Below are 22,194 nucleotides of genomic sequence, written 5' to 3'. Positions count from 1 at the left end.
GGCACTGTGCGTTATTGCAGCGAAACCTTGATCGCCTGGGCGACCGACTTGCTGATCCCGAGGGCCTGCAGGTCGGCCAGGCTGGCCGTCTTGATGTGGTTGATGGTCTTGAACTCACGCAGCAACTTCGTGCGCGTCTTCGGTCCGACCCCTTGGATCGTCTCGAGGCGCGACGCCAGGGAGTTCTTGTTGCGCAGCTGACGGTGGAACGTGATGGCGAAGCGGTGCACCTCATCTTGGATACGCGTCAGCAGGAAAAAGCCTTGCGACTGCGGGTCCAAGTCGATCGGCGCATCTTGATCGCCGAACAGCAACGCCGCGGTCTGGTGCTTGTTGTTCTTGACCATCCCCGCCACCGGGATGTCGAGGTTGAGCTCGTTTTCGAGCACGTCTCTAGCCGCATTGAGCTCCACCACCCCGCCGTCCATCAGGATCAGGTCCGGCAAGGTCGCGTGCTCCTTGAGCAAGCGGGTGAACCGGCGCCGGATCACCTCGCGCGTGTTGGCATCTTCGTTAGCACTGTGGCTATCCTCGGCCGCGGCCAGCTTGTACTTGCGGTAGTTGGTCTTCTCCGCTTGACCGTCGACGAACTGGACCATCGCCGACACCGGCTCGGCGCCTTGGAGGTGACTGTGGTCGAACGCCTCGATCACGCGGCCGTACGGCAACCCCAGCGCGTCGAACAGCTCTTTTTGCGCGCCGACGGTGGTTCGGTTGTCCAGCTCCATCAGCCGGAACTTCTCCTCCAGCTTGATCTGCGCGTTCTTGTGCGCGAGGTCCATCAGCGCACGCTTCTCCCCGCGCTGGGGGGTCCGCACCGGTAGCTCCAGTACCGACGCCAGCAACTCGCGGTCAAGCCCCGCCGGCACCAAGACCTCCTTGGGCCGGACGTTGTTCTTGCGGTCGTAGAACTGCAGGATGAACGACTCCAGCTCCTCTTCAGCCGAGTTGACGATTGGGAACAGGCGCGACTCGCGCTTCATCAGACGCGCCTGGCGAATGAAGAAGACCTGGATCGAGATCCACCCCTTATCCATGTAAAAATTGAAGATGTCGCGCTGCGTTTTGTCCGTCGAGATGATCTTCTGCTTCTCGACCGTCACGTCGATGTAGTGCAGCTGGTCGCGTAGCTCGGCCGCGCGCTCGAACTCCAAGTTCGCCGCCGCCGTCTGCATCTGCTTGGTCAGCGTCCGGGTCACTGTGCCGGTGTTGCCATCCAAAAAGCTGCGGATCTTGGCGATCTGTGCGGTGTACTCGGCCTCCGGCACCGTCCGCCAGCACGCACCGAGGCATTGCCCCATGTGGTAGTACAGGCACGGGCGGCCCTGATAGCCGTTGCAGCGGCGTAGCGGGTAGACTTTTTGCAGGAAGTGCATGGTCTCCTGGGCGGCGTAGACATTCGGATATGGCCCGAAGTAATACGCGCCGTCCTTCTTAATGTCGCCGGTGATCAAGAGCTTCGGGTCGCGCTCGTTGGTGATCTTGATGTACGGGTAACCGGTGCCCTTCTTCAACTTGATGTTGTAGTAAGGCTGCCACTTCTGGATCAGCGTGATCTCCAGCAGGAAGGCTTCCTTATCGCTGGAGGTGACGATGTAGTCAAAATCAGCGATGTTCGCGACCAGCTGCGCGGTCTTCCCGTCGTGGCTGCTCTTGAAGTACGACCGCACGCGGTTCTTCAGGTTCTTCGCCTTGCCGACGTAGATGATCTTACCGTTGAGGTCCTTCATCTGATAGCATCCCGGCAGGTCCGGCAGCAGCGCCAGCTTGTGTTCAATGTGTTCTGAGGCCACTGTGCCCCTCCTCTCGAAACAAACGTTCGCCTCCTATTGTACTGATTGTCCCCCTCGCCTGCAAGCGCGCCGCCCCCACCACGACGCGGCCATGCCCCGCACAAGCGCTCGAATGCCCAGTGCACGCCCGCCCAGCTCACGCGCGGGTGCGCCAACCACTAGGCGCTTGCCGCCTTCACCGCCAGTCGCCGCCGCGATCAGCCACAACCGAGGCTGGGCCATAAAGCGCTGTACCAGCGTAAAGCACGGCCCCGTGACCCCCCAAACTTCAAGGGGGACACGGGGCCGTGCGTATATGGCTTGTTCTGCCCGTTCGATCGTCGTGAGTGACGGGCAGGCATGCGTTAGGACGCCACACTGCGACCTTCGGCTATGCCGGACGGAAGCAATTGTACTGACTGCGGCCTTCGGCATGGTCGGACGGAAGCAACTGTACTGACTGCTGAGTTCGGCATAGCCGGACGGAAGCAATGGGCGTCGCGTATGGGGCGGACTATTCTGGACTAGTCGTGATGCAGCCTTGGGCCGTTCATTATGTCTTGGCCCCGTCGCGCCACTTATTGGGCCAGGACCTTGCTCAGAAAGTCCTTGGTCCGGGCTTCCGTCGGGGCGGTGAAGATCTGCTCCGGCGTGCCTTTTTCCGCGATCACGCCTTGATCCATGAACCAGACCTGGTCGGCCACTTCGCGGGCAAAGCCCATTTCGTGGGTGACCACGATCATCGTCATGCCGGACTTGGCCAGGTCCTGCATGACCTTGAGCACTTCGCCAACCATCTCGGGATCGAGCGCGCTGGTCGGTTCGTCAAACAGCATCACGTCAGGTTCCATCGCCAGCGCACGGGCGATCGCCACACGCTGCATCTGACCCCCGGACAGGCTAGCCGGGTAGGCGTCGGCCTTGTCCGCCAAACCGACCTGATCGAGCAAGCTCTTGGCTTTGGCGGTCGCCTCAGCATCGCTGGTCGCCTTGACCTTCATCGGCGCTAACTTGATGTTCTCCAGCACCGTCATGTTCGGGAACAGGTTGAACTGCTGGAACACCATGCCCATCTTCTCGCGCACGGCATCGAGCTGCTTTTCGGACAGGCCGACCAGGTTCGTCCCTTCGAATTCGATCTCGCCGCTAGTCGGCTGGTTCAGCAGGTTCAGGCTGCGCAAGAAGGTGGACTTCCCACCGCCAGACGCCCCGATGACGACGATCACGTCGCCTTGGTTGATGGTCTCAGTGATGTCGTTCAAGACGACGGTGTCACCGAATTTTTTCACGAGGTGGTTGATTTGGATCAAAGGCTTACTCATGTTTCATCTTCCTTTCAAAGTGACCGAGCAGTTTGGACAGCCCGAATGTGAGCACAAAGTAAATGACCATGGCGACGAAGATCGGCTGCACGCCCTTATAGGTCGCAGTCTGCACGACCTTGAGCTGGTAGATCAAGTCCGTGACCCCGATGATGGAGACGATCGAGCTTTCCTTGATCAGCGAGATGAACTCGTTACCCAGCGCCGGCCAGATGTTCTTGATCGCCTGTGGCAGGACCACGCTTTGCATCGTCTGCTTCTGCGACAGCCCAAGCGAGCGTGCCGCTTCGGTCTGACCCGTCGGGATACTTTCGATTCCGCCGCGGATGATCTCAGCGACATACGCACCGGAGTTCAGCGCGACGGCGATGATCCCGGCGATCAGGGCCGGAATGTCGATGAACATGCCGATCCCGAAGTAGACGAACATCACTTGGATCATCAGCGGCGTGCCGCGGACGAATTCAATGTAGGCAACGGCCAGCGCCTTGACCAGCTTGACGTGGCCGAGACGCATCAGCGCCAGGAGCGTGCCCAGCAGGACCCCGATCACGACAGCGACCGCGGTGATCAGCAAGGTGTAGCCGATCCCCTTGGCGAAGAACTGCCAGTAGTGGAACATGGAGGTGTTCGCCGTGTTTTGGGTCATGGCCTTGCCGGCGGTCTTCATGTAGGACTTGATCAGCCCCTGCTTCTTGATCTCGGCGATCGACTGATTGGCCTGGGCGACCAAAGCGTCCGACCCTTTGGCAAACCCGATCGCCTGCCCGTTTTCCTCGGGGTCCAAGGTCCACCCCGACTTGACCATCGCCAGTTGCGGATCGTTTTGGACATACGCCGTGGCGACCGGTTCTTCGGCGACGACGCCTTCGACCTTGTGGGACTTCAGCGCCAGGATCAGGTCCGTCACCTTCGTCAGCCCGAGCAGCTTGGAATCAGTCATCTCAGACTTGACCAGGTCTGCCTGCATGGAGCCGGTCTGCGCGCCAACTTTCTTGCCGACGAAGGACTCAGCACTCTTGTAGAGCTTCGCGTCGGCCTTGTTGACGATGATGTCTTGATCGGCGGTGTAGTAGATGCTGGAAAAATCGACGCTCTGCTTCCGCTCCGCAGTCGGTGTCATCGCGGACAGGACCATGTCGACCTTCCCCGTCTGCAACCCGACCAGCAGTGAGTCGAAGTCCATCTGCTTGATCACCAGCTTGACGCCCATGTCGGCGGCGATCTTCTTCGCGATCTCGACGTCGATCCCGACGACCTGGTTCTTCCCGTTCTCGTTGACCAAAAATTCGTAAGGTGCGTAATCCGGGCTGGTACCCATCACGATGGTGCCTTTGGCCTGGATCTTCTGCAGGCTGTTGTCCGCCGCGTGGACCGGCGTCACTGCGGCCGTGACGGCGGCAACCAGGCCGAGGATCAGTGGCATGACCCAGTGCATCAACTTCTTCATTGGTAAAACTTCCCCCTGACGATTTATCATGATTCATACAATACACCCATATTCATTTTTATGCAAGTAATATTCATACATTTTCACAGCGCTTGCCCGTCGCAACTTCGCCGTCTGCATGCTATAATGCGGACAAACGCTGCAAAGGAGTGAGCGCATGGCACTGAAGGTCAACACGAAGACCGACTGGGGCGAGATGTTCGATAAGTTCGCCGCGGTCCCGGAAGAAGAGAAAAAAGCCGCAACAGGCGCAGACCCAAAGAAACAAGCCGAGGTGGCCAAGAAGGCCGCCGCCAAAGACAACCCATGAGAACAGCAAAAACGGCCGGATATCCGGCCGTTTTTTGCTGTTCTCATGTTACTGGTCGCCCGGGCTCATCGCCTGCTGGTCGATCGCGTCCGCGTCCAAGAACCAGTACCGGTGCCAGTCACCGGCGAGTGCGGTGAACGGCACCGGCGTCTGCCCGGTCGCCGCCACCGCCGCGAGCAGGTAATTGCGCAGGATCCACGGGTCGTTGAGCGACTGTTGGGTCAAGGTCATCACGCGCTGCAACTTGGCCTCGCTAATGTGCAACCCGACGGCCACTCGCCGCGGGGTCTGTCCGCTCAGCCGCAGATTCGCGGCGAATTCGGCGCGCGTCGCGGCGCGTTGGTCAGGCGTCAAGGACATGGCAGTTTCTCCTTTCGAGTGGGGCAAAAAAGGCGCCTGCTCACAGCTTGATGTTCGGGTACTTCTTCTTCAGCTTCGTCAGGTTCGCCTGCGCGACCTCATCGAACGGGATGTCCGCCCACAGCGCGATCTGTGACAAATACCACAGGACGTCGCCGAGATCGCGTTTGAGCTCCGCGCGGTCGAGGTCGTACCCCTGAAAGGTGTACTTCTTGACCAAGTCCACGACCTTGCCGCCGTCGGAAGCGAGCCCCAGCGTCAGGTTCGTCAGCACATGCTCATTGCCAGCCAGCGTCTTGTTGGCCTGCTGTTGATAGTCATTCAGCTCCACAACTATTCCTCCCCTTCGTCCCCGGTCACCCCAGCGGTCGCCTCTAGCCACTGCCACACTTGCGGCTTGCCTTCGCCGGTCTCGGCCGAAAACAGGACCAAGTCATCCGTCTGGTTGAGGTCGAGGGTGCGCTTGATCTGGTTGATGATCGCCGCACGTTTGGCCCGGCTGGTCTTGTCGACCTTGGTCCCGACCACTAGTACCTTGATGTTGAAGTACTTGAGGTACTGGTACATGCTGACGTCGTCTTCACTCGGCTCGTGCCGCGCATCGACCAGTAGCACCGCGCCACGCAGTACTTTGCGCGTGCTCAGGTACTCTTCGATCATTGCGGCGAACTTCATCCGCGCGGTCTTCGAGACCTTCGCGTACCCGTATCCGGGGACGTCAACGAAGTAGAGCTTGTGCTCAACATCATAAAAATTCAGCGTCTGTGTTTTACCGGGCACGCTGGATGTCCGCGCCATGCTCTTACGGTCGATCATCCGGTTGATCAGGCTGGACTTACCGACATTGCTCCGGCCGACGAACGTGATCTCCGGATACCCGGTCGTGGGGTACTGTGCGGCGCTGGCCGCACTAATCTCTAGGTCAACTTCATGGACTTTCACTCGGGCTCACTCCTTAACTGAGGTCTAGTGTATCATAGAACGTCGGACAATTCCCATCGGCATAATAAAAAGCCGCCGCAGCGGCTTAAGTTGAACCAGTGGTCACGACGCCTGTTGGCCATCGGCGAGCACCATCTCTGGCGCGCCGGTCCCGTCGACCGCCGCCTTGGTCACGACGGCTTTGGCGACATCCGGCCGACTCGGCAAGTCGAACATCAGATCCTGCATCACGGCTTCGATGATCGACCGGAGACCGCGCGCCCCGGTGTCGCGCTCGATCGCCTTGTGTGCGATCGCGTGCAAGGCGTCCGGGGTGAACTCGAGGTCGGTGTCGTCGAGGCTCAACAGTTTCTGGTACTGCTTGACCAGCGCGTTCTTCGGTTCGGTCAAGATCTGGACCAGGTCGTCTTCCGTCAGCTTCTCAAGCGCCGCGATGATCGGGATCCGCCCGATGAACTCTGGAATGATCCCGAACTTCATCAGGTCTTCCGGGACGATCTGCTGCATCACTGACTTGCTGTCGTCGTAGCCCGCGACGGTCTTGCCGCCTGCGCCGAACCCGATCGTCTTTTCGCCCATCCGGTTCTTGACGATCGTCTCGATGCCGTCGAACGCCCCACCGACGATGAACAGGATGTTCGTCGTATCGATCTGGATGAACTCCTGCTGCGGGTGCTTGCGCCCGCCCTGCGGTGGCACATTGGCGATCGTGCCTTCGAGGATCTTCAGCAGCGCCTGCTGGACCCCTTCACCGGAAACATCTCGCGTGATCGAGACATTCTCGGACTTCTTGGCGATCTTATCGATCTCGTCGATGTAGACGATCCCCTTTTCTGCCCGCTCGACGTCGTAATCCGCGTTTTGGAGCAACTTCAACAGGATGTTCTCCACGTCTTCGCCGACGTAGCCAGCTTCTGTCAGCGTCGTCGCATCGGCGATCGCGAACGGCACGTTCAGGATCCGCGCGAGGCTCTGCGCCAGGAAGGTCTTCCCGGACCCGGTCGGGCCGATCAACGCGATGTTGGACTTCTGTAGCTCCGTGTCGCCGGCATCGGCGATCTCCATCTGGTTGACGCGCTTGTAGTGGTTGTACACCGCCACCGCCAGTGCCCGCTTGGCCGCGTCTTGGCCGATCACGTAATCGTTCAAGATCTTCAGGATCTCGATCGGCTTTGGCACCTCAAGCTGGTTTTGGGCAGCTTCTTCTTTGAATTCGGAATCGATGATCTCTTTGCACAGGTCGATACATTCATTACAAATATATACCCCAGGGCCAGCAACGATCTTTTTCACCTGATCGGCCGACTTGCCGCAAAACGAGCAGGTGACTGGTCCGGTGGTCTCCACGTTGTCAAACATGTTTATGCACCCCTTCTTGTTACGTCCATCATACCAAATAACCGGCTGAATGCCTATGGACTTGGTCTAGCCTATCACACTGCGCGCAGGGGCGCAAGCCACGCCGCCGGGTCGCGCTGGCGCAAAAAAGACCCACGCGTCGGCGTGGGTCTAAGTGCGTGAAGCTTAAGCTTCCTTGGCGGAGTCGGTGATCAGCTTGATCGCCTGCTTAACGCCGATATCGTGCTTCAGCATGTCATCGGACAGCGCACGGCGAACGGCGCTTTCCTCCATGTTGTACTCGCCGGCCAGGTCCTTGATCTCTTCGTTGATCTGGTCTTCGGTCGGTTCGATCTTCTCAGCGGCAACGATCGCTTCAAGCACCAGGTTGGTCTTGACACGCGTCTCGGCGTTGGCGGCGAACTGCTTCTTCAGGTCCGCTTCGCTAGTGCCCGTCAGCTGGAAGTACATCTGTGGGTTGATCCCCTGCTGCTGCATGGAGCCCATGTACTGGTCGTATTGGTTCTGGGTCTCGCTGTCGATCATCGCTTCTGGGATCTCTTCGATCGTGGCGTTCTCGACTGCTTTGGCGATCGCCTGTTCCTGAAGGGCGTCTTCTGCTGCTTCGACCTTCTTTTGCTGCAGGTCAGACTTGATCTTCAGCTTGAGCTCGTCGAGCGTGTCGACGTCTTCGTCAAGGTCCTTGGCAAAATCGTCATCCAAAGCAGGCAGTTCCTTGCTCTTGACTTCGTGGATGGTCGTCTTGAATTCGGCTTCCTTGCCGGCCAGGTCCTTGGCTTGGTAATCTTCTGGGAAGGTGACCTTGACCGTCACGTCTTCATCCGCCTTGTGGCCGATCAGCTGATCTTCAAAGCCTGGAATGAAGGAACCAGAGCCCAGCTCCAGCGCGTAGTTGGTGGCTGAGCCGCCGTCGAATTCTTCACCGTCAACGGTGCCGACATAATCGATGGTCACGGTGTCGCCCTTGGCCGCAGCGGCGTCTTCCTTGAGGACGAGCTCCGCTTGGCCTTCGCGCTTGGTCTCAAGTTCCTTGGCGACGTCTTCATCGGTGACGTCGCGGTCCTGCTTGTCCACGGTCAAGCCCTTGTAGTCGCCGAGCTTCACTTCTGGCTTCACAGTCACTTCCGCAGTGATGACCCACGGCTTGCCCTCGTCCATGGAGTCGATGTCGATCTTTGGCTGGTCGACTGGTTCGATCCCGGCTTCGTCAACGGCCGCTTCGTAGCTCCCTGGCAGCAGGATGTTCAGCGCATCTTCGTACAGGGCGGATTCGCCATACATGCGGTTGAACACCGTGCGGGACACGTGGCCCTTCCGGAACCCTGGAACGTTCAGGTTCTTCTTCACGCGGTCGAATGCCTTGCTCAAGCCTTCTTTGATTTGGTCTTGTTCGATTTCAAAGGTCAAGACGCCCGTGTTGGTGTCTTTCTTTTCCCATTTTGCAGCCATGCTGTACCTCCGACATAAGTTTTCGCAATTCGTATTGCATACCGTCTTATGATACTCGAAAACCACAGCGTTGTAAACGACTGCCAAGGGATTTTGCTTGCCAGGCACCGGGGCCGCACGCAGTCCCCTTCTATATTATTCTGCCAGCGTCGCCGCCAACTGCGTGGTCAATGCGGTGACCTGCGCTGCATCGGTCTGCCCGACCAGTGCGCTGCTCAACTGCACGCCGTCGACCAACCCGGCTAGCGCCTTGAGGTAAGCCGGATCGGTCGCATCCGTGTTGACGACGATCGGCAGGTCGCTGGCGGCGCGGATCGCGGCGACCTGCGCCGTCAGCAGTGGCAGTGGCAGTGCCGGGGACAGGGTCAAAAAGCCGGTGGCCCCCGCGACCACGGTCCGGATCCGGTCCGGCGCGGCGGGCCCGACGATCGTGATCAGATCGACCCCAGCGGCTGCCAGTGCCGGGGCGAACAGCCCAGCTTCCTCGTGCGGCAGGTCTGGGACGATCACGCCTGATAAGCCCAGCGCTGCGGCCGTGGCGGCGAACGCCTCGAACCCGTAGACGAACGGCAGGTTGACATAGGTGACCAGTACCAGCGGTACGGTCGTCTTGGCGTGGATCGCGCGGATCGTCTCGAAGGCGGCCGCCACGGTCAACTGACCATCCAACGCCCGCAAATTGGCGGCCTTGACCGCCGGGCCATCCGCGACCGGATCCGTGAACGGCAGCCCCAGCTCGATCATCGGCGCACCGGCTGCGACTTCGGCTAGCACATTGGCGACCGTCGTGTCACTGTCCGGATCGCCGATGATCTGAAACGGGATCAGTGCGGTATTCGTGAAAACAGAAGTGTAATTAGTCATTGAGTGCGACCCCCCGGTAGTCTGCGACCTGTGCGACGTCCTTATCCCCACGCCCAGACAGCGTGCAGATGATGATCTGATCCGGCCGCATCGTGGCGGCGAGCTTGCGCGTGTAGGCCACCGCGTGCGAGCTTTCGATCGCGGCGATGATGCCTTCTTCCTTGGCAATGTATTCGAAGGCCTGGACCGCCTCTTCATCAGTGATCCCAACGTAGTGGCCGCGACCACTGGCCTGCAAGGCGGCGTGTTCCGGGCCGATGCCCGGGTAGTCGAGCCCAGCCGAGATCGAGTAGACCTTCGCGATCTGACCGTCTTTGTCCTGCAAGAACTTGGAGGCCATCCCGTGGAAGATCCCATCACTGCCAAGCTCCAGCGTCGCGGCGGTCTTACCCGAGTCGATCCCTTCGCCCGCGGCCTCGGCGCCATATAGCATCACGTCCGGATCATCGAGGAAGGCGGCAAAGCTGCCGATCGCGTTGGAGCCCCCGCCACAACAGGCGACGATCGCATCGGGCAGCCGCCCCTCGGCTTCGAGGATCTGCGCACGCGCCTCCGTCGAGATCACACTTTGGAATTCGTGGACCATCGCGGGGTACGGCGCCGGGCCGACCGCCGACCCGATCACATAGAACGTGTCAGCCGCGTGCTGCGCCCAGTCGGCCAGCGCGGCGTTAACGGCATCCTTGAGCAGGCCTTGGCCGTCGGTGACGGCCACCACTTTCGCGCCGAGCAACGCCATCCGAAAGACGTTCAACCGCTGGCGGTCGGTGTCTTCCTTGCCCATGTAGACAACGCATTCCATCCCGAACAACGCGGCGATCGTGGCGGTCGCCACCCCGTGCTGGCCCGCCCCGGTCTCGGCGATCAGGCGCGTTTTGCCCAGCTGCTTCGCCAACAGCGCCTGACCGATCACGTTGTTGATCTTGTGTGCGCCGGTGTGGTTCAGGTCCTCTCGCTTCAGGTAGATCTTCGCCCCGCCGATGTCTTCGGTCATGCGCTTCGCGTAGTACAGAAGGCTCGGCCGCCCGGCGTAATCATTCAACAGGCGGTGAAACTCGGCTTGAAAGGCGGGGTCGGTCTTGCACGCCTGAAAGGCGTCGTTCAGCCGCAACAGCTCCGGCATCAGTGCTTCTGGGACAAACTGGCCACCGTAGTTGCCGTAACGGATATCTGATTCACTCATGGTTCATTCTCCTTTGTGTGTCTGTGGGTCATTGCGCTATCGCTCATCACGCGCGTCGCCATCGCTGCTCTGCCATCGTGTGCCCTCCCTCATGGAAACACAAAAAATTCCGCCCTAAACCAGTCGCCATGACTGATTAAGGACGGAATTGCTCCGCGGTGCCACCTTAATTGGCTGTAGGCCAAACAGCCTACACCCCTCCTTTGCGAAGGGCTAACACCCTCCCGACAACTGACGTATGCCTCACGTACACCCTGACTCGCCAATGCTTTTGGGGTGTCCCTCAGTGGTCCATTTAACTGCCTGCGTTCGACGACACTCTCAGCACCGGTCGCTCTCTGTGCGCGCACGACAATCTTGATCTCCACTTCAACGGTTTAGGACGAAATGTTTTGTTGTGACGACTATAAGGCTATTCTCACCGGTCGTCAACCCTTTTTTAATTTAGCGGTCAATCTGCGACGACGGCCGAGCCGTTGCCCGCCGCATCGTACTGCACGCCCTGGACCTCGAACTCAAACCCCGGGAAGCGCGCCATGAAGGCCCCGAGCGCCGCAAAGTAAGCGGCGGCCTCTGACGACCAGCGCTCGCCGGGCATCACCACGAACACCCCTGGCGGGTACGGCAGCGCCCCTGTCAGCGCGACCCGCCCACGGATCTGCGCGAGCGGCACGCGCTCGCCCTGCCCACGCACATAGAGCTGATCGGCCTCGCGCGGCGTGAGCGCTTGCGCGCCCCACGTCGACTGAGTGAACAGCGCGGACAGGGTCGCTTCGAGGTGCGCCGCGGCCAGCTGCGCATGCATCTGGCCCGCCAGTTCGCGCACCGTCACCTCAGCATACTGCGGCCACTGGGCGAGGGTCGGCAGGACCGCCGTCACCAGCGTGTCGTCCCAATAGGCGCGCTCCAGCGCCTGAAGCGCCGCGAGCAGGGTCGCCCAATCCGCCGCCGTCGAGCCCGGTGTCGCGAGGAACAAGCCGGTGGTCAGATCCGTTTTTTCCGCCACGATCCCGTGCTGGGCAAGGTAAGCCCCGACCAGTGGGGCCGGCAGCGGGGCCTCTGGGGTGCCGAAGCAGACGGTCACCTTCAGCGGATCGTTCAGCGACTCGGCCTCCGCCAGCCCCTTGAAGCCGTGCCATGTCGCGTCCGGGACCATCGTCCAGGCGGCCTGCGTCGCCAACGTCTCGTCGCTAACCGTTGCCCACGCTTGTCCGGCCACGGTCGGCGGAACGAACGGGCGGAACAGGCGGGTCCCGAAGAGTTGGCGCCGAAACGCGTTGGCGTCTTGCAGCGCCTGTGCCCACAGCTGCGCTCCGCGTGGCGCCTGGTTCACATAGGCGTTGACCGCCAGGGAGGCATACAGCGGGTAGGAATAGCTCGTCGTCACGAACTTGAGGTAGGCGTGGTTGAAGTGGTCGTGGTCGATGTAGCGAGCTTGCCCCACCAGGTGTGCATCGCGCTTCAGGATCTGCGAGGTCTGCGCCAGCCCCGACATGGTCTTGTGGACCGATTGGGTCACCAACAGCCCCGGGTCGTCCGGCCCCAACGTCAGGCGCGCGATATCGCCGCCGCGCAAGGCCGGTAGGAAGTGTTCGTACCCCGACCAAGCCGCGTCCAGCAGCAGGTAATCGCACAGCCCCCCAACGCGCGCCAGCAGGGCCGCCAGTTGCGTCATCTGCCCGTCGTATGTATCGAGCTGAAAGACGCCCAGCCGAAACGGCCGGAGCTGCTTCGCCCGCACTGGATCCACCGTCATCGCCGCGGCCCGCAGCTTGGCCGGCGTCAACGCGTCGGCCTGTACGCCGCCGATCATGCCCCGATCGTTGCGCATCGTTGGCAGGTACACGGGTTTGGCGCCGGTCATCACCAACGCCCCGGTGTCCAGCGACCGGTGGCTGTTGCGGTCGAACAACACGAGGTCCCCGGCCGTCAGCGCGGCGGCCGCGCAGATCGCGTTGCTCGTCGTCGTCCCGTTCGTGACAAAGTAAGCCGCGTCTACTCCGTAGACCTGCGCGGCAAACTGTTCCGCTTCAAGCGGCGCCCCGCCGTGCGTCAACATATCGCCCAGCGCAGGCACAGAGTCGCTGACGTCGGCTTGAAACAGGTGCGGCCCCAAAAACGTCGTCAGCACTTGCCCCGCCGGTGCCAGTGAGAAGAAGTGCCCGGCGTGGTGCCCTGGCGTCGCAAAGCTGACCGGCTGCTCGGCGCTGAACGCGATCAGATCGCGCAGGAACCGCGGAACCTGCGCGGTCTCATACGCCGCAGCCGCCGTGGCGACGGCGGGCCAGTCGACCGCTGTCGGCGCGAACTGCGGGAGCCCCGCCGGCAGCGCGCCCTGGGCCAGTTGGCCGACCACCGCCGCAGCCTGTAAGCCATCGCCCACTGCCGCGAGCGGTTGCGCTTGCCACCCCGCCGCGGTCAGTGCCTGCGGTAACGGTAGATCGGTCACGATTTTCAACACATGCATAGTCTCTTCTCCTCAGGCTTCACTTGACTTTTGAGCCAAATTTTCTATATTAGGATAAGTAATTTACACGACAGGAGGCGCGCCGTGCAGCATAACAAAGCACCTGGCCCAGTGGCATCTGGCTGACACTGCACACTTGGGAGGAATTCATTACATATGACTAGCTTAGAACCAGACCGCAAATACATCAAGTGGCCGACGCTGGCACTGCTGACATTCGTCACGGTGATCGGCTTCGACGACATCATCTACCCGTTCCAGAATCAGGGCTTGTCCGTCGTCGTCTCGTGGGTCTTCATGCTCTTCACCTTCGTGATCCCCTACGAACTGATCGCCGCACAGCTCGGCGCGACCTTCACCGAAAACGGCGGGGGCCTGGCGACCTGGGTCCGGCGCACCAGTACCGACACGCTGGGCTACTGGACCAGCTGGATGTACTGGTCCAGCACCCTGCCGTACCTCGTCGACGTGGCCAACTCTGTGATCGTCGCCCTGTCCTGGCTCGTCTTGGGCAACAACAGCCTTGATCAGCACATGTCCAACCTGTGGTTCGGGATCTTCACTTTCGCCGTGATCCTGATTTTCATCGTCTTGGAAAACGTCTTCAAGCGGTCGCTCGAGGTCATGAGCCTGATCGGCGGCGGTGCGATGTTCCTGATGACCGTCTTGTTCGTCGTGATGACCGTCGCTGGTTTGATGCACGGCAACCCGATCGCGACGCAACCCTTCGACTGGCACGCCTTCATGCCCAAATTCGACACGCACTACTTCGCCTCCACCGGCCTGTTGATCTTCGCCATGTCTGGCGCCGAACTCGGAGCGGCGTACATCCTGCAGATGCGCGACCCGAAGCATGAGTATCCGAAGGCCATGATCATGCTCGCCGTGATGACCGCCTTTTTGACCATCTTCGGCTCCTTTGCCCTCGGCGTGTTCTTCAACGCCCACCACTTGCCGAACGACCTCAAGATGAACGGCGCCTACTACGCCTTTCAGATGCTCGGTGAAAGCTTCGGCCTGGGCCGCAGCCTGATGTACGTCTTCGGCGTGGTGCAGCTGATCTATATGCTCGCCCAGCTAGCGGTCCTGATCGACGCCGCCTCGCGCGTGCTGTCCATGGATACGGCGATGCAGTACATGCCGAAGTGGCTGCTCAAAGAGAACCGCAACGGCCGGCCGATCCACAGTTATATTTTCACCGCGGGGCTTTGCTTGTTCCTGCTCCTGCTCTCCGGCACACTGCCAAATATCAACGCAGTCTTCAACTGGCTGTTGAACCTGAACGGGATCGTCAGCCCGTATAAGACGTGTTGGGTCTTCTTTGCCTTCATCGCCTTGCGTTGGCGCCAGGAGCGCTACCAATCCACCTATGTCTTCCTGAAGCACAAGTGGGCCGCCTTGGCCGTCGGGGCATGGTGCTTCCTGTTCACCTTCGCCTGCGCAACGCTCGGGTTCATCCCGCAGGAGGCGAAAGTCGGGACCGCCACCTTCACCCACCAGCTGGGGATGAACTTCCTCTCCGTGGCGGTCTTGTTCGGCCTCGGCTTCGTGATGCCGCTACTCGCACGCTGGGAAAAACGACGCGCGCGACAGTAGCGCAGCCCCAAAAGCGTTGGACCCCGACCGGTTCAACGCTTTTTTGGTGGCCAAAGCTTCCTCAGCGCTGGCGGGCCGCCGCTGACGCCGCTGGCGCCGCGACCGGCCCGCAACGACCAAGGCACGGCTGGTCAGTTCTTCTGCACGGCCAGCCTTCACGCTGCGGCCAACCCCGAGGGGGCATGCGCTTACCCGAGCGAGCCGGCCTGGGGCTTCGCGCTGGCAACAAAAAAAGCCCGCAAGCGGGTGCTTGCGGACTTCTGTGGGACGGCGTGTTAGTCGAGGATCTCGGAAACGACGCCGGCACCAACGGTACGCCCACCTTCACGAACGGTGAACTTGGTCCCCTTTTCGATCGCGACAGGACTGATCATGTCGACTTCGAAGGTGACGTTATCACCAGGCATAACCATTTCAACGCCTTCTGGCAGCTGGATTACACCGGTAACGTCCGTTGTGTGGAAGTAGAACTGAGGGCGGTAGTTAGAGAAGAATGGCGTGTGACGGCCACCTTCTTCCTTGCTCAGGACATAAACTTCACCCTTGAACTTGGAGTGGGTCTGGATGGAACCTGGCTTTGCCAGGACCTGGCCACGTTCGATCTGTTCGCGACCAACGCCACGAAGCAGGACCCCAACGTTATCGCCAGCTTCACCCAAGTCGAGGGTCTTACGGAACATTTCAAGCCCAGTAACGGTGGACTTGAGCACTTCTTCCTTCAGACCAACGATCTCGACTTCGTCACCAATCTTGACCGTCCCACGGTCGATACGGCCAGAAGCAACGGTCCCACGGCCGGTGATGGTGAAGACGTCTTCGACAGGCATCAGGAATGGCTTGTCGGTGTCACGAACTGGGGTCGGGATGTATTCGTCGACCGTATCCATGAGTTCTTCAATCACCTTGCGCTGTTCTGGGTCGCCTTCAAGGGCCTTGAGGGCGGAACCACGAAGGACAGGAATGTCGTCACCAGGGAAATCGTATTCGGACAGAAGTTCACGAACTTCCATTTCCACAAGGTCGGTCAGTTCTTCGTCGTCGACAAGATCGGTCTTGTTCAGGAAGACGATCAGGTAGTCAACGCCCACCTGGCGAGCCAGCAGGATGTGTTCACGCGTCTGTGGCATCGGGCCGTCAGTAGCGGCAACAACCAAGATCGCACCATCCATCTGAGCAGCACCGGTGATCATGTTCTTAACGTAGTCCGCGTGCCCTGGCGCATCGATGTGAGCGTAGTGGCGCTTTTCGGTCTCGTATTCAACGTGAGCGGTGTTGATGGTGATACCACGTTCCTTTTCTTCCGGAGCAGCATCGATGGATGCATAGTCTTGCGCCTTGGCGAGACCCTTTTCCGCAAGTACGGAAGTGATTGCCGCGGTCAGGGTAGTCTTACCGTGGTCAACGTGCCCGATCGTACCAATGTTGACGTGGGGCTTAGTGCGTTCATAGTGTTCTTTTTCAGCCATGAAAAAACGAACCTCCTGTATATTTTCGTAAAGACGCAAAGCCAAGACCCTGCAATCCTTTACGTTCTAGTGTACTACATTTAAGCCAAAATACCAAAGCAAATATTCTGGCTGGAAATGAATTCCGAAAATGATTATATCGAGAATCTCAGGCTTTGTAAACCGGCAACGTCAACTTTCTTTCCTTTACAGCAAAATGCCGCTATTTCGCCATATTCATCAGTTGCGCCGTCTGAGTGGTCAACCAGTTGAACAATGTTTTTTCCGCCGCCGTCACCCCGGCGCCCGCCTTGTTCAGGTAGCTAGCAGCAAAGTGTGCGGGGTCCGGAATCACCTGCGCGATGAATGGGTACAAGTAGCCCAGCTCAAAGCGCAACACCTCGACCGTCGCCCGCATCAACTCCGGATCATCGAGGCCGACCTGCAACTGGACCTGATTCAGCACCTGCAACAGGGTCGGATCATTCAGCACGCCAGGCAGTGCACTCGGCACCACGGTCCCGGTCTGCGCATAGCCGGTGACGGCCACCGGTGTGTCGTCCCCCACTGCGGTCAGCGCATCGAGGATGCTGATCCGGATCGCCGGGTGCACGTCGGGATCATTCAGGTTGGCCCGGGCCGCTTCGATCATCTGCGCGCGCGGCAGGCGGCCGATATCGTTGATCATCTGCTCTTGCTGGTGCGGGTCAAACCCACCGAGGTGGCGCAGCGCCCGGCTGAGCGACGCGATCACCTCACCGTTAGCCGCGAGGTCGGTCGCCTCTGCTGCCTCGATCTGCGCTTGAAGCGCCGGCTGCGCGGCCGGCTCGACATGGTGCAGCACCGCCCACGCGAAGCGGTAGTCCGGCAAGGCGAGCAGCGTCTCGAACAACAGCGTGCGGGCCTCTGGTGCGGCCAGGTAATCCTCCATGAACTGGCTGATGTACGGGACCGCTTCGTGTGGCTGGTGCAGCCCGTTCAGCGCTTGCGTCAGCGGCAGCGCGACCTCAAAGACCGGCGTCAGCTTGAACGCCTTTTCGAGGTGCGCGGCGGCGCTCGCGTAATTGGCGTCTTCGAGCGCCTGCAACCCGATGGTCAGGTGCCGGTTCCCGTTATTCGGCATCGCAACGATTTTTCCCATGACTGTCCCTCATTCGTGTTTTCTCGTTCTTATCATACCAAAAAACGGCACCTTGAGGGTGTCGTTTTTGCGCGCGTCACTTACTGGCGCTTGGCGCTGTTCTGGTTGACTTCCATGATCACCGGAAGGATCACCGGACGACGCTTGGTCTGATCGAACAGGAAGCGGCTCAGGTCATCACGCACACTTTGCTTCAGCGTGCTCCAGTCGAACTCCTTGTTGTCGAGGTTCTTCTGCACCGTCCCGGCGACCAGGGTGCCAGCCTCCGTCAGCAGGTCCTTGGCTGTCTTGGCATAGACGAACCCGCGGCTTTGGATCTTTGGCTTGGAGACGATCCGCTTCTTCTTGCGGTCGATCGTGACCACCGCGATGAAGATCCCGTCTTCGGCCAGCATCTTGCGGTCGCGCAGGACGATATTGCCGATGTCGCCGACCCCGATCCCGTCGATCATGGTGTTCCCGGCGTCGACATGGCCGGCGTTATACATCTTGCCTTTCTCGTAGCTGAGAATGTCCCCGATGTTCGGGATCAGGATGTGGTCCTCGGGGATCCCGGTTTCGTGGGCGATCTCTGCGTGGGCAGCCAGCAGGCGGTACTCGCCTTGGACCGGGATCACGAAGCGCGGCCGCAGCAGGTTGACCATCAGCTGCAGGTCTGCCTTGTTCGCGTGCCCCGACGCGTGGAGGTCATCGGAGACCGCCTTGACTTCGCCACCGGCCCGGTAGATCATATCGCGGGTCTTAGCCGCCATGGTCTCCATCGCGTGTGAGATCGAGGTCGTGATGAAGACCAAGTCGCCTTCGTGAATGTGGACCAGGCGGTGCTTATTGGTCGCCATGCGCTGCAGCGACTTGAGCGGCTCGCCCATTCGCCCAGTCTCGAGGATCACGACTTCGTGGTCTTCCAGGCCCTTCAGCTCCTTGGTCGTGGCGAGGATGTCGTCACTCGGCAAGACCAGATCGTTCAGCCGGATCGCGGTCTTGACGACCCGCTCCACTTCACGCCCGGTCAGCACCACGCGCCGGCCGTTCTCGGCGGCTGCGTTGAGCACCTGCTGGATACGTTCGATGTTCGACGCCACGCTGGCAACGATGATGCGCCCGGTGTGGTACTTGAAGGCCTCTTCGATGTACTTGTAGATCTCGCGCTCGCTCGCGTTTTGGTACGGCGATTCCGCGTTGGCGGAGTCGGACAGCAGCGCGAGGACTTTGCGGTCCCCGATCTTTGCCAGCCGCGACAGGTCGGATTGGTACTGCGGCGCGGCGCTCTGGTCGAACTTAAAGTCACCCGTGTACACGATCGCGCCGTTGGGCGTCTCGATCACGATGCCCAGCGCCCCTGGAATGCTGTGGGTCGTCGGGAAGAAGGAGACCTTGATCTTCCCAAACTCGACAACTGACTTGGCCGTGACCACATGAAAATCTTTGAACTTCTTGGCCTTAGGCGTCGTCATGTTCAGCTTGGCCAGGGCGACCGTCAGCTCGGAGCCAAAGACCGGGACCGGGTGCTCCGCCAGAAAGTATGGCAGGGCGCCAACGGCATCCGCGTGGCCGTGAGACAAGAAGATCCCCTCGATCCGGTCAGCATTCTCTTCCAGGTAGGTCAGATCCGGGATCACGATGTCGATCCCCAATAACTCATTGTCCGGGTATTTCAGCCCGAAATCACATACAAAAATTCGGTCGTCCACTTCGACGGCGTACATGTTTTTACCATTTTCTCGTACACCACCGAGGGCGACCACCTTGATCTTACTCATGGGTTCACCTCTGCAAAGTATTTACGTTTTTCGCCACGCGTACGCGGCAACGAATAAATCCTGTTTTCAGTGTACCACACCACTGGCGGACTTGCGACCGTTCCGGCAAAACCGCACCCCGCATTGCCGCCGCGCAGGCATCAAAAACAATCTAAGATTAGTTCCGGTAAGAACTGGTGAATTCTCCAGTTTCTTACCGGAATTTTCTTTTTGCTCGCTACACTGAAGATGAAGCTAAAATCGAACATAACCCAAGGGACTTCGAGTCCGTAACACAAAAGGATCTCCGTCATCTTCGTCGCGCAAATCTGGTTTAAGATCGTGGGCCTTCGAGGTCGTGTTTAGGAAATGAGTTACGAGAAGAAGATGCGGGCTAGCTTCACCAATTTAGAAAGGGAGTAATATTTTGTCCGATGTATTCGCATTGGATGTTTCTAAAGGTCACAGCTACGGTGTTTGGTACCGCGGTGACCAGTGTTTAAAGGAGTTCGAGTGTGTACACAACAAGCTCGGCTTCACTCAGCTTGACCAAATGCTCAAGCAAGCGGATGACCCGATCGTGTACTTCGAAGCCACAGGGATCTATTCACAGCCACTAGTACGCTTCTGCCAAGACCATCAATTACGGTATGGCCGCTTGAACCCGCTGGAGCTACACTTGCATTCAGAGAGTTTACGGCGCGTGAAGACCGACCAAAAGGATGCCCACAGGATCGCGCTATCTGTGACGCATCACCAGTATCGATTGACCACTCCGTGGACACCTGAATATGAGCAGTTACGCCAATTGAACCGCTTCTACCAACAAGTGATGGATGAGGTCAAACTAACGCGGCTAAAGCTATATACAGCCCTCCAACAGACTTTCCCCGAAGTCGAGCAACTGTTTAGCTCTCGCGTATCGAAGCTGGCACTAAACGTGATCCTTTTATTTCCACACCCAGCCTTTGTGCGGGGGATCTCACGTACTTGCTTAAAGAACAAGCTGATGAGTGAGACCGATAAGAAACTGTCTCAAGCCAAAGGCTTGAAGTACGCAGAGAAGTTGAGCGCCTTGGCCAAGGATAGCTATCCCGCCGCCGATTCGGACAGTGTCCAAGTCCAAGAAGTGCAGTATTATTGTCGGCAGTTGATCGAGTTGGTCAAGCAAGAAGACAGCTTACGAAAACAAATGACGAGTGTCGCAGAGAGACTACCACAATTTCAGATCTATCAATCGATGCCTGGCATTGGGGCATTATCAGCCGCACAACTGGTCGGCGAGCTTGGAGATATATGTCGTTTTGATAATGCCAATCAAGTCAACGCATACGTTGGGATCGATCTGAATCGTTATCAATCTGGCAAGTACACACGACAAGACCATATCAATAAGCGGGGTAATCCTCACGCGCGTGCCTTGCTTTATCTGATCGTCAGAAACATGATCCGGCAAAAGGCCGCCGCGCCCAATCATATTGTCGATTATTACTACGAACTAAAAAACAACCCTATCCCGAAACGGGATAAGGTTGCCGTCGTGGCTTGTATGAACAAGACACTGAAATGCCTATATGCCATGGTAATGGCAGGCACTAAGTATCGTTACCGATACACGGACTCGAAGTCCACTATTAGCGCGGAGTCATAAGCTCCTACACCTGTATAGTAGTTCAATCCAGGTCGTTTTTAAAGGGGAAGTGAGGAGGTTTATTTAGCTTACCCAAAAAGTGACGACCGTTTGCGGCCCACCCCACTAGTACCAAACCCTCAGCCTAAATACCTAAATCCAAGACCTAAGTTCAATACCTAAGTTCAAGACCTAAAACCTAGTTCAAAACCCTTGACTAATCGTAGGAAATCGGGTTGTGACATAACCCCTGGTGGCACGACTATTCCAGAACGTTACGTGCCATAACGCAACGCCCTAGCCGTATAAGAGAGACCCCCTGCAAAACCTAAGTTCGGGTTTTTCAGGGGGTCTCTCTTATACTCTGGGCTAAAACCACGTTATGGCACAGCCCCGTTAAGATTAACGACGAAGACCAAGTGCCTTGATCAGGTCGCGGTAACGCTGAACGTCTTTGTTCCGCAGGTAGCGAAGCAAGTTACGGCGTTGACCGATCTTCTTCATCAGACCAACATAAGAGTGGTGGTCCTTCTTATGAACGCCCAAGTGAGCGTTCAGGTTCTTGATGTCAGCGGTCAGCACAGCGATCTGCACTTCTGGTGAGCCAGTGTCGCCTTCGTGACGTGCAAACTTTGCGATGATTTCGTTCTTTTCAGTTTGAGAAACAGCCATGAGCTTATTTCCACCTTTCTATTGAAATTGCCCGAAACTGCGGGAGACGACGGTGAACCGTCAGGCGAAGAAACGGGTTCAAAACTTGACCACGTCCCAAGCACGAATGCCTGGTCATCCGAGGTCGCAATAGTTCACGACCCCGGGTGATTACTTAGCCAAAAGCGCAGACAGACGGCTCTTGTCGCGGCCGGCCTTGTTCTTGTGGATCAGGCCTTTGCTGGACGCCATGTCGATCGCACGCGTTGCAGCCTTGTACAGGTCCTGCTTGTTGTCGGCGTCAGAAGCGGCGGCGACCTTGAACTTCTTCACGCTGGTCCGCAGTGCGCTCATCTGAGCAACGTTGCGTTCGCGGTTAGCAGCCTGGGTCTTCACCCGCTTGATCGCAGATTTGATTTGTGGCATAAGAGTTTCACCTCCGGGGATTGATTGGGTGTCGTTAAACAACACAGGAAACATTATAGCGAAGCCCGTTCGGCTTTGCAATAAAAAC

19 protein-coding genes are annotated in these 22,194 nt (G+C 58.8%); 3 read left to right on the top strand and 16 right to left on the bottom strand.

Going from position 1 to position 22,194, the window contains the following annotated elements:
• Positions 1-11: 11 nt before the first annotated feature.
• The 3 genes from uvrC to HII33_RS08285 all read right to left on the bottom strand — a co-directional run bounded on the left by uvrC (position 12) and on the right by HII33_RS08285 (position 4,544).
• Entirely contained in the window at positions 12-1,793 is a 1,782-nt protein-coding gene (gene uvrC / locus HII33_RS08295; protein WP_179395335.1) for an excinuclease ABC subunit UvrC, read from the bottom strand.
• A gap of 557 nt (positions 1,794-2,350) precedes the next feature.
• Entirely contained in the window at positions 2,351-3,094 is a 744-nt protein-coding gene (locus HII33_RS08290; protein WP_179395334.1) for an amino acid ABC transporter ATP-binding protein, read from the bottom strand.
• A complete protein-coding gene (locus tag HII33_RS08285) occupies positions 3,087-4,544 on the bottom strand; it encodes an ABC transporter substrate-binding protein/permease (protein ID WP_179395333.1) in 1,458 nt (485 codons plus the stop codon). The genes HII33_RS08290 and HII33_RS08285 overlap by 8 nt, the downstream gene beginning before the upstream one ends.
• 157 nt (positions 4,545-4,701) lie before the next feature.
• On the opposite strand from HII33_RS08285, the gene HII33_RS08280 reads away from it, so the two are divergent.
• Entirely contained in the window at positions 4,702-4,854 is a 153-nt protein-coding gene (locus HII33_RS08280) for an SPJ_0845 family protein (protein ID WP_179395332.1), read from the top strand.
• Positions 4,855-4,902: 48 nt separating this feature from the next.
• Here the strand turns inward: HII33_RS08280 and HII33_RS08275 are convergent, their stop codons facing one another.
• From HII33_RS08275 to HII33_RS08240, 8 genes are all read right to left on the bottom strand, one after another.
• Positions 4,903-5,214 (bottom strand): DUF2316 family protein, encoded by a 312-nt coding sequence (locus tag HII33_RS08275; RefSeq protein ID WP_179395331.1) that lies wholly within the window; start codon positions 5,212-5,214, stop codon positions 4,903-4,905.
• Positions 5,215-5,254: 40 nt separating this feature from the next.
• Positions 5,255-5,545, bottom strand: a complete 291-nt coding sequence (locus tag HII33_RS08270) for a MazG nucleotide pyrophosphohydrolase domain-containing protein (RefSeq protein WP_179395330.1) — start codon at positions 5,543-5,545, stop codon at positions 5,255-5,257.
• 2 nt (positions 5,546-5,547) lie between these two features.
• The gene (gene yihA, locus HII33_RS08265) at positions 5,548-6,156 is read right to left on the bottom strand and encodes a ribosome biogenesis GTP-binding protein YihA/YsxC (protein ID WP_179395329.1); all 609 of its coding nucleotides are present in this window, start codon (positions 6,154-6,156) and stop codon (positions 5,548-5,550) included.
• Positions 6,157-6,258: 102 nt separating this feature from the next.
• Positions 6,259-7,515 (bottom strand): ATP-dependent Clp protease ATP-binding subunit ClpX, encoded by a 1,257-nt coding sequence (gene clpX / locus HII33_RS08260; protein ID WP_179395328.1) that lies wholly within the window; start codon positions 7,513-7,515, stop codon positions 6,259-6,261.
• A gap of 165 nt (positions 7,516-7,680) precedes the next feature.
• Positions 7,681-8,964 (bottom strand): trigger factor, encoded by a 1,284-nt coding sequence (tig, locus tag HII33_RS08255; RefSeq protein ID WP_179395327.1) that lies wholly within the window; start codon positions 8,962-8,964, stop codon positions 7,681-7,683.
• A 135-nt stretch (positions 8,965-9,099) separates the two neighbouring features.
• Positions 9,100-9,828, bottom strand: coding sequence for a tryptophan synthase subunit alpha (gene trpA, locus HII33_RS08250; RefSeq protein WP_179395326.1), 729 nt, complete (start codon positions 9,826-9,828; stop codon positions 9,100-9,102).
• Positions 9,821-11,011, bottom strand: a complete 1,191-nt coding sequence (gene trpB / locus HII33_RS08245) for a tryptophan synthase subunit beta (RefSeq protein ID WP_179395325.1) — start codon at positions 11,009-11,011, stop codon at positions 9,821-9,823. Before trpB ends, trpA begins: the two co-directional genes overlap by 8 nt.
• 451 nt (positions 11,012-11,462) lie before the next feature.
• On the bottom strand, positions 11,463-13,478 hold the full coding sequence (locus HII33_RS08240; protein ID WP_179395324.1) for an Orn/Lys/Arg family decarboxylase: 2,016 nt from the start codon (positions 13,476-13,478) through the stop codon (positions 11,463-11,465).
• A gap of 156 nt (positions 13,479-13,634) precedes the next feature.
• Between HII33_RS08240 and HII33_RS08235 the strand changes: the two genes are divergently transcribed.
• Entirely contained in the window at positions 13,635-15,074 is a 1,440-nt protein-coding gene (locus HII33_RS08235; protein WP_179395323.1) for an APC family permease, read from the top strand.
• A 275-nt stretch (positions 15,075-15,349) separates the two neighbouring features.
• Here the strand turns inward: HII33_RS08235 and tuf are convergent, their stop codons facing one another.
• The 3 genes from tuf to HII33_RS08220 form a co-directional block, all read right to left on the bottom strand.
• Positions 15,350-16,540 (bottom strand): elongation factor Tu, encoded by a 1,191-nt coding sequence (gene tuf / locus HII33_RS08230; protein WP_179395322.1) that lies wholly within the window; start codon positions 16,538-16,540, stop codon positions 15,350-15,352.
• Positions 16,541-16,742: 202 nt separating this feature from the next.
• Entirely contained in the window at positions 16,743-17,660 is a 918-nt protein-coding gene (locus HII33_RS08225; protein ID WP_179395321.1) for a tetratricopeptide repeat protein, read from the bottom strand.
• Between the two features lie 80 nt (positions 17,661-17,740).
• Entirely contained in the window at positions 17,741-19,420 is a 1,680-nt protein-coding gene (locus HII33_RS08220; RefSeq protein WP_179395320.1) for a ribonuclease J, read from the bottom strand.
• A 406-nt stretch (positions 19,421-19,826) separates the two neighbouring features.
• Between HII33_RS08220 and HII33_RS08215 the strand changes: the two genes are divergently transcribed.
• Positions 19,827-21,050 carry an IS110 family RNA-guided transposase gene (locus HII33_RS08215; protein ID WP_179395086.1) on the top strand — a complete coding sequence of 408 codons (1,224 nt, stop codon included), beginning with the start codon at positions 19,827-19,829 and terminating at the stop codon, positions 21,048-21,050.
• Positions 21,051-21,431: 381 nt separating this feature from the next.
• Here HII33_RS08215 and rpsO read toward each other — a convergent pair whose 3' ends face one another.
• Together rpsO and rpsT are read right to left on the bottom strand one after the other, a co-directional pair.
• Positions 21,432-21,701, bottom strand: coding sequence for a 30S ribosomal protein S15 (rpsO, locus tag HII33_RS08210; RefSeq protein ID WP_179395319.1), 270 nt, complete (start codon positions 21,699-21,701; stop codon positions 21,432-21,434).
• Positions 21,702-21,851: 150 nt separating this feature from the next.
• A complete protein-coding gene (rpsT, locus tag HII33_RS08205) occupies positions 21,852-22,106 on the bottom strand; it encodes a 30S ribosomal protein S20 (RefSeq protein ID WP_179395318.1) in 255 nt (84 codons plus the stop codon).
• Between the last annotated feature and the right edge of the window lie 88 nt (positions 22,107-22,194).

Origin of the sequence: Lacticaseibacillus absianus (assembly GCF_013407595.1) — a bacterium.
GTDB lineage: Bacteria > Bacillota > Bacilli > Lactobacillales > Lactobacillaceae > Lacticaseibacillus > Lacticaseibacillus absianus.
The sequence above is the reverse complement of the archived record's forward strand: the minus strand, read 5'-3'. Positions and strand labels throughout refer to the sequence as shown.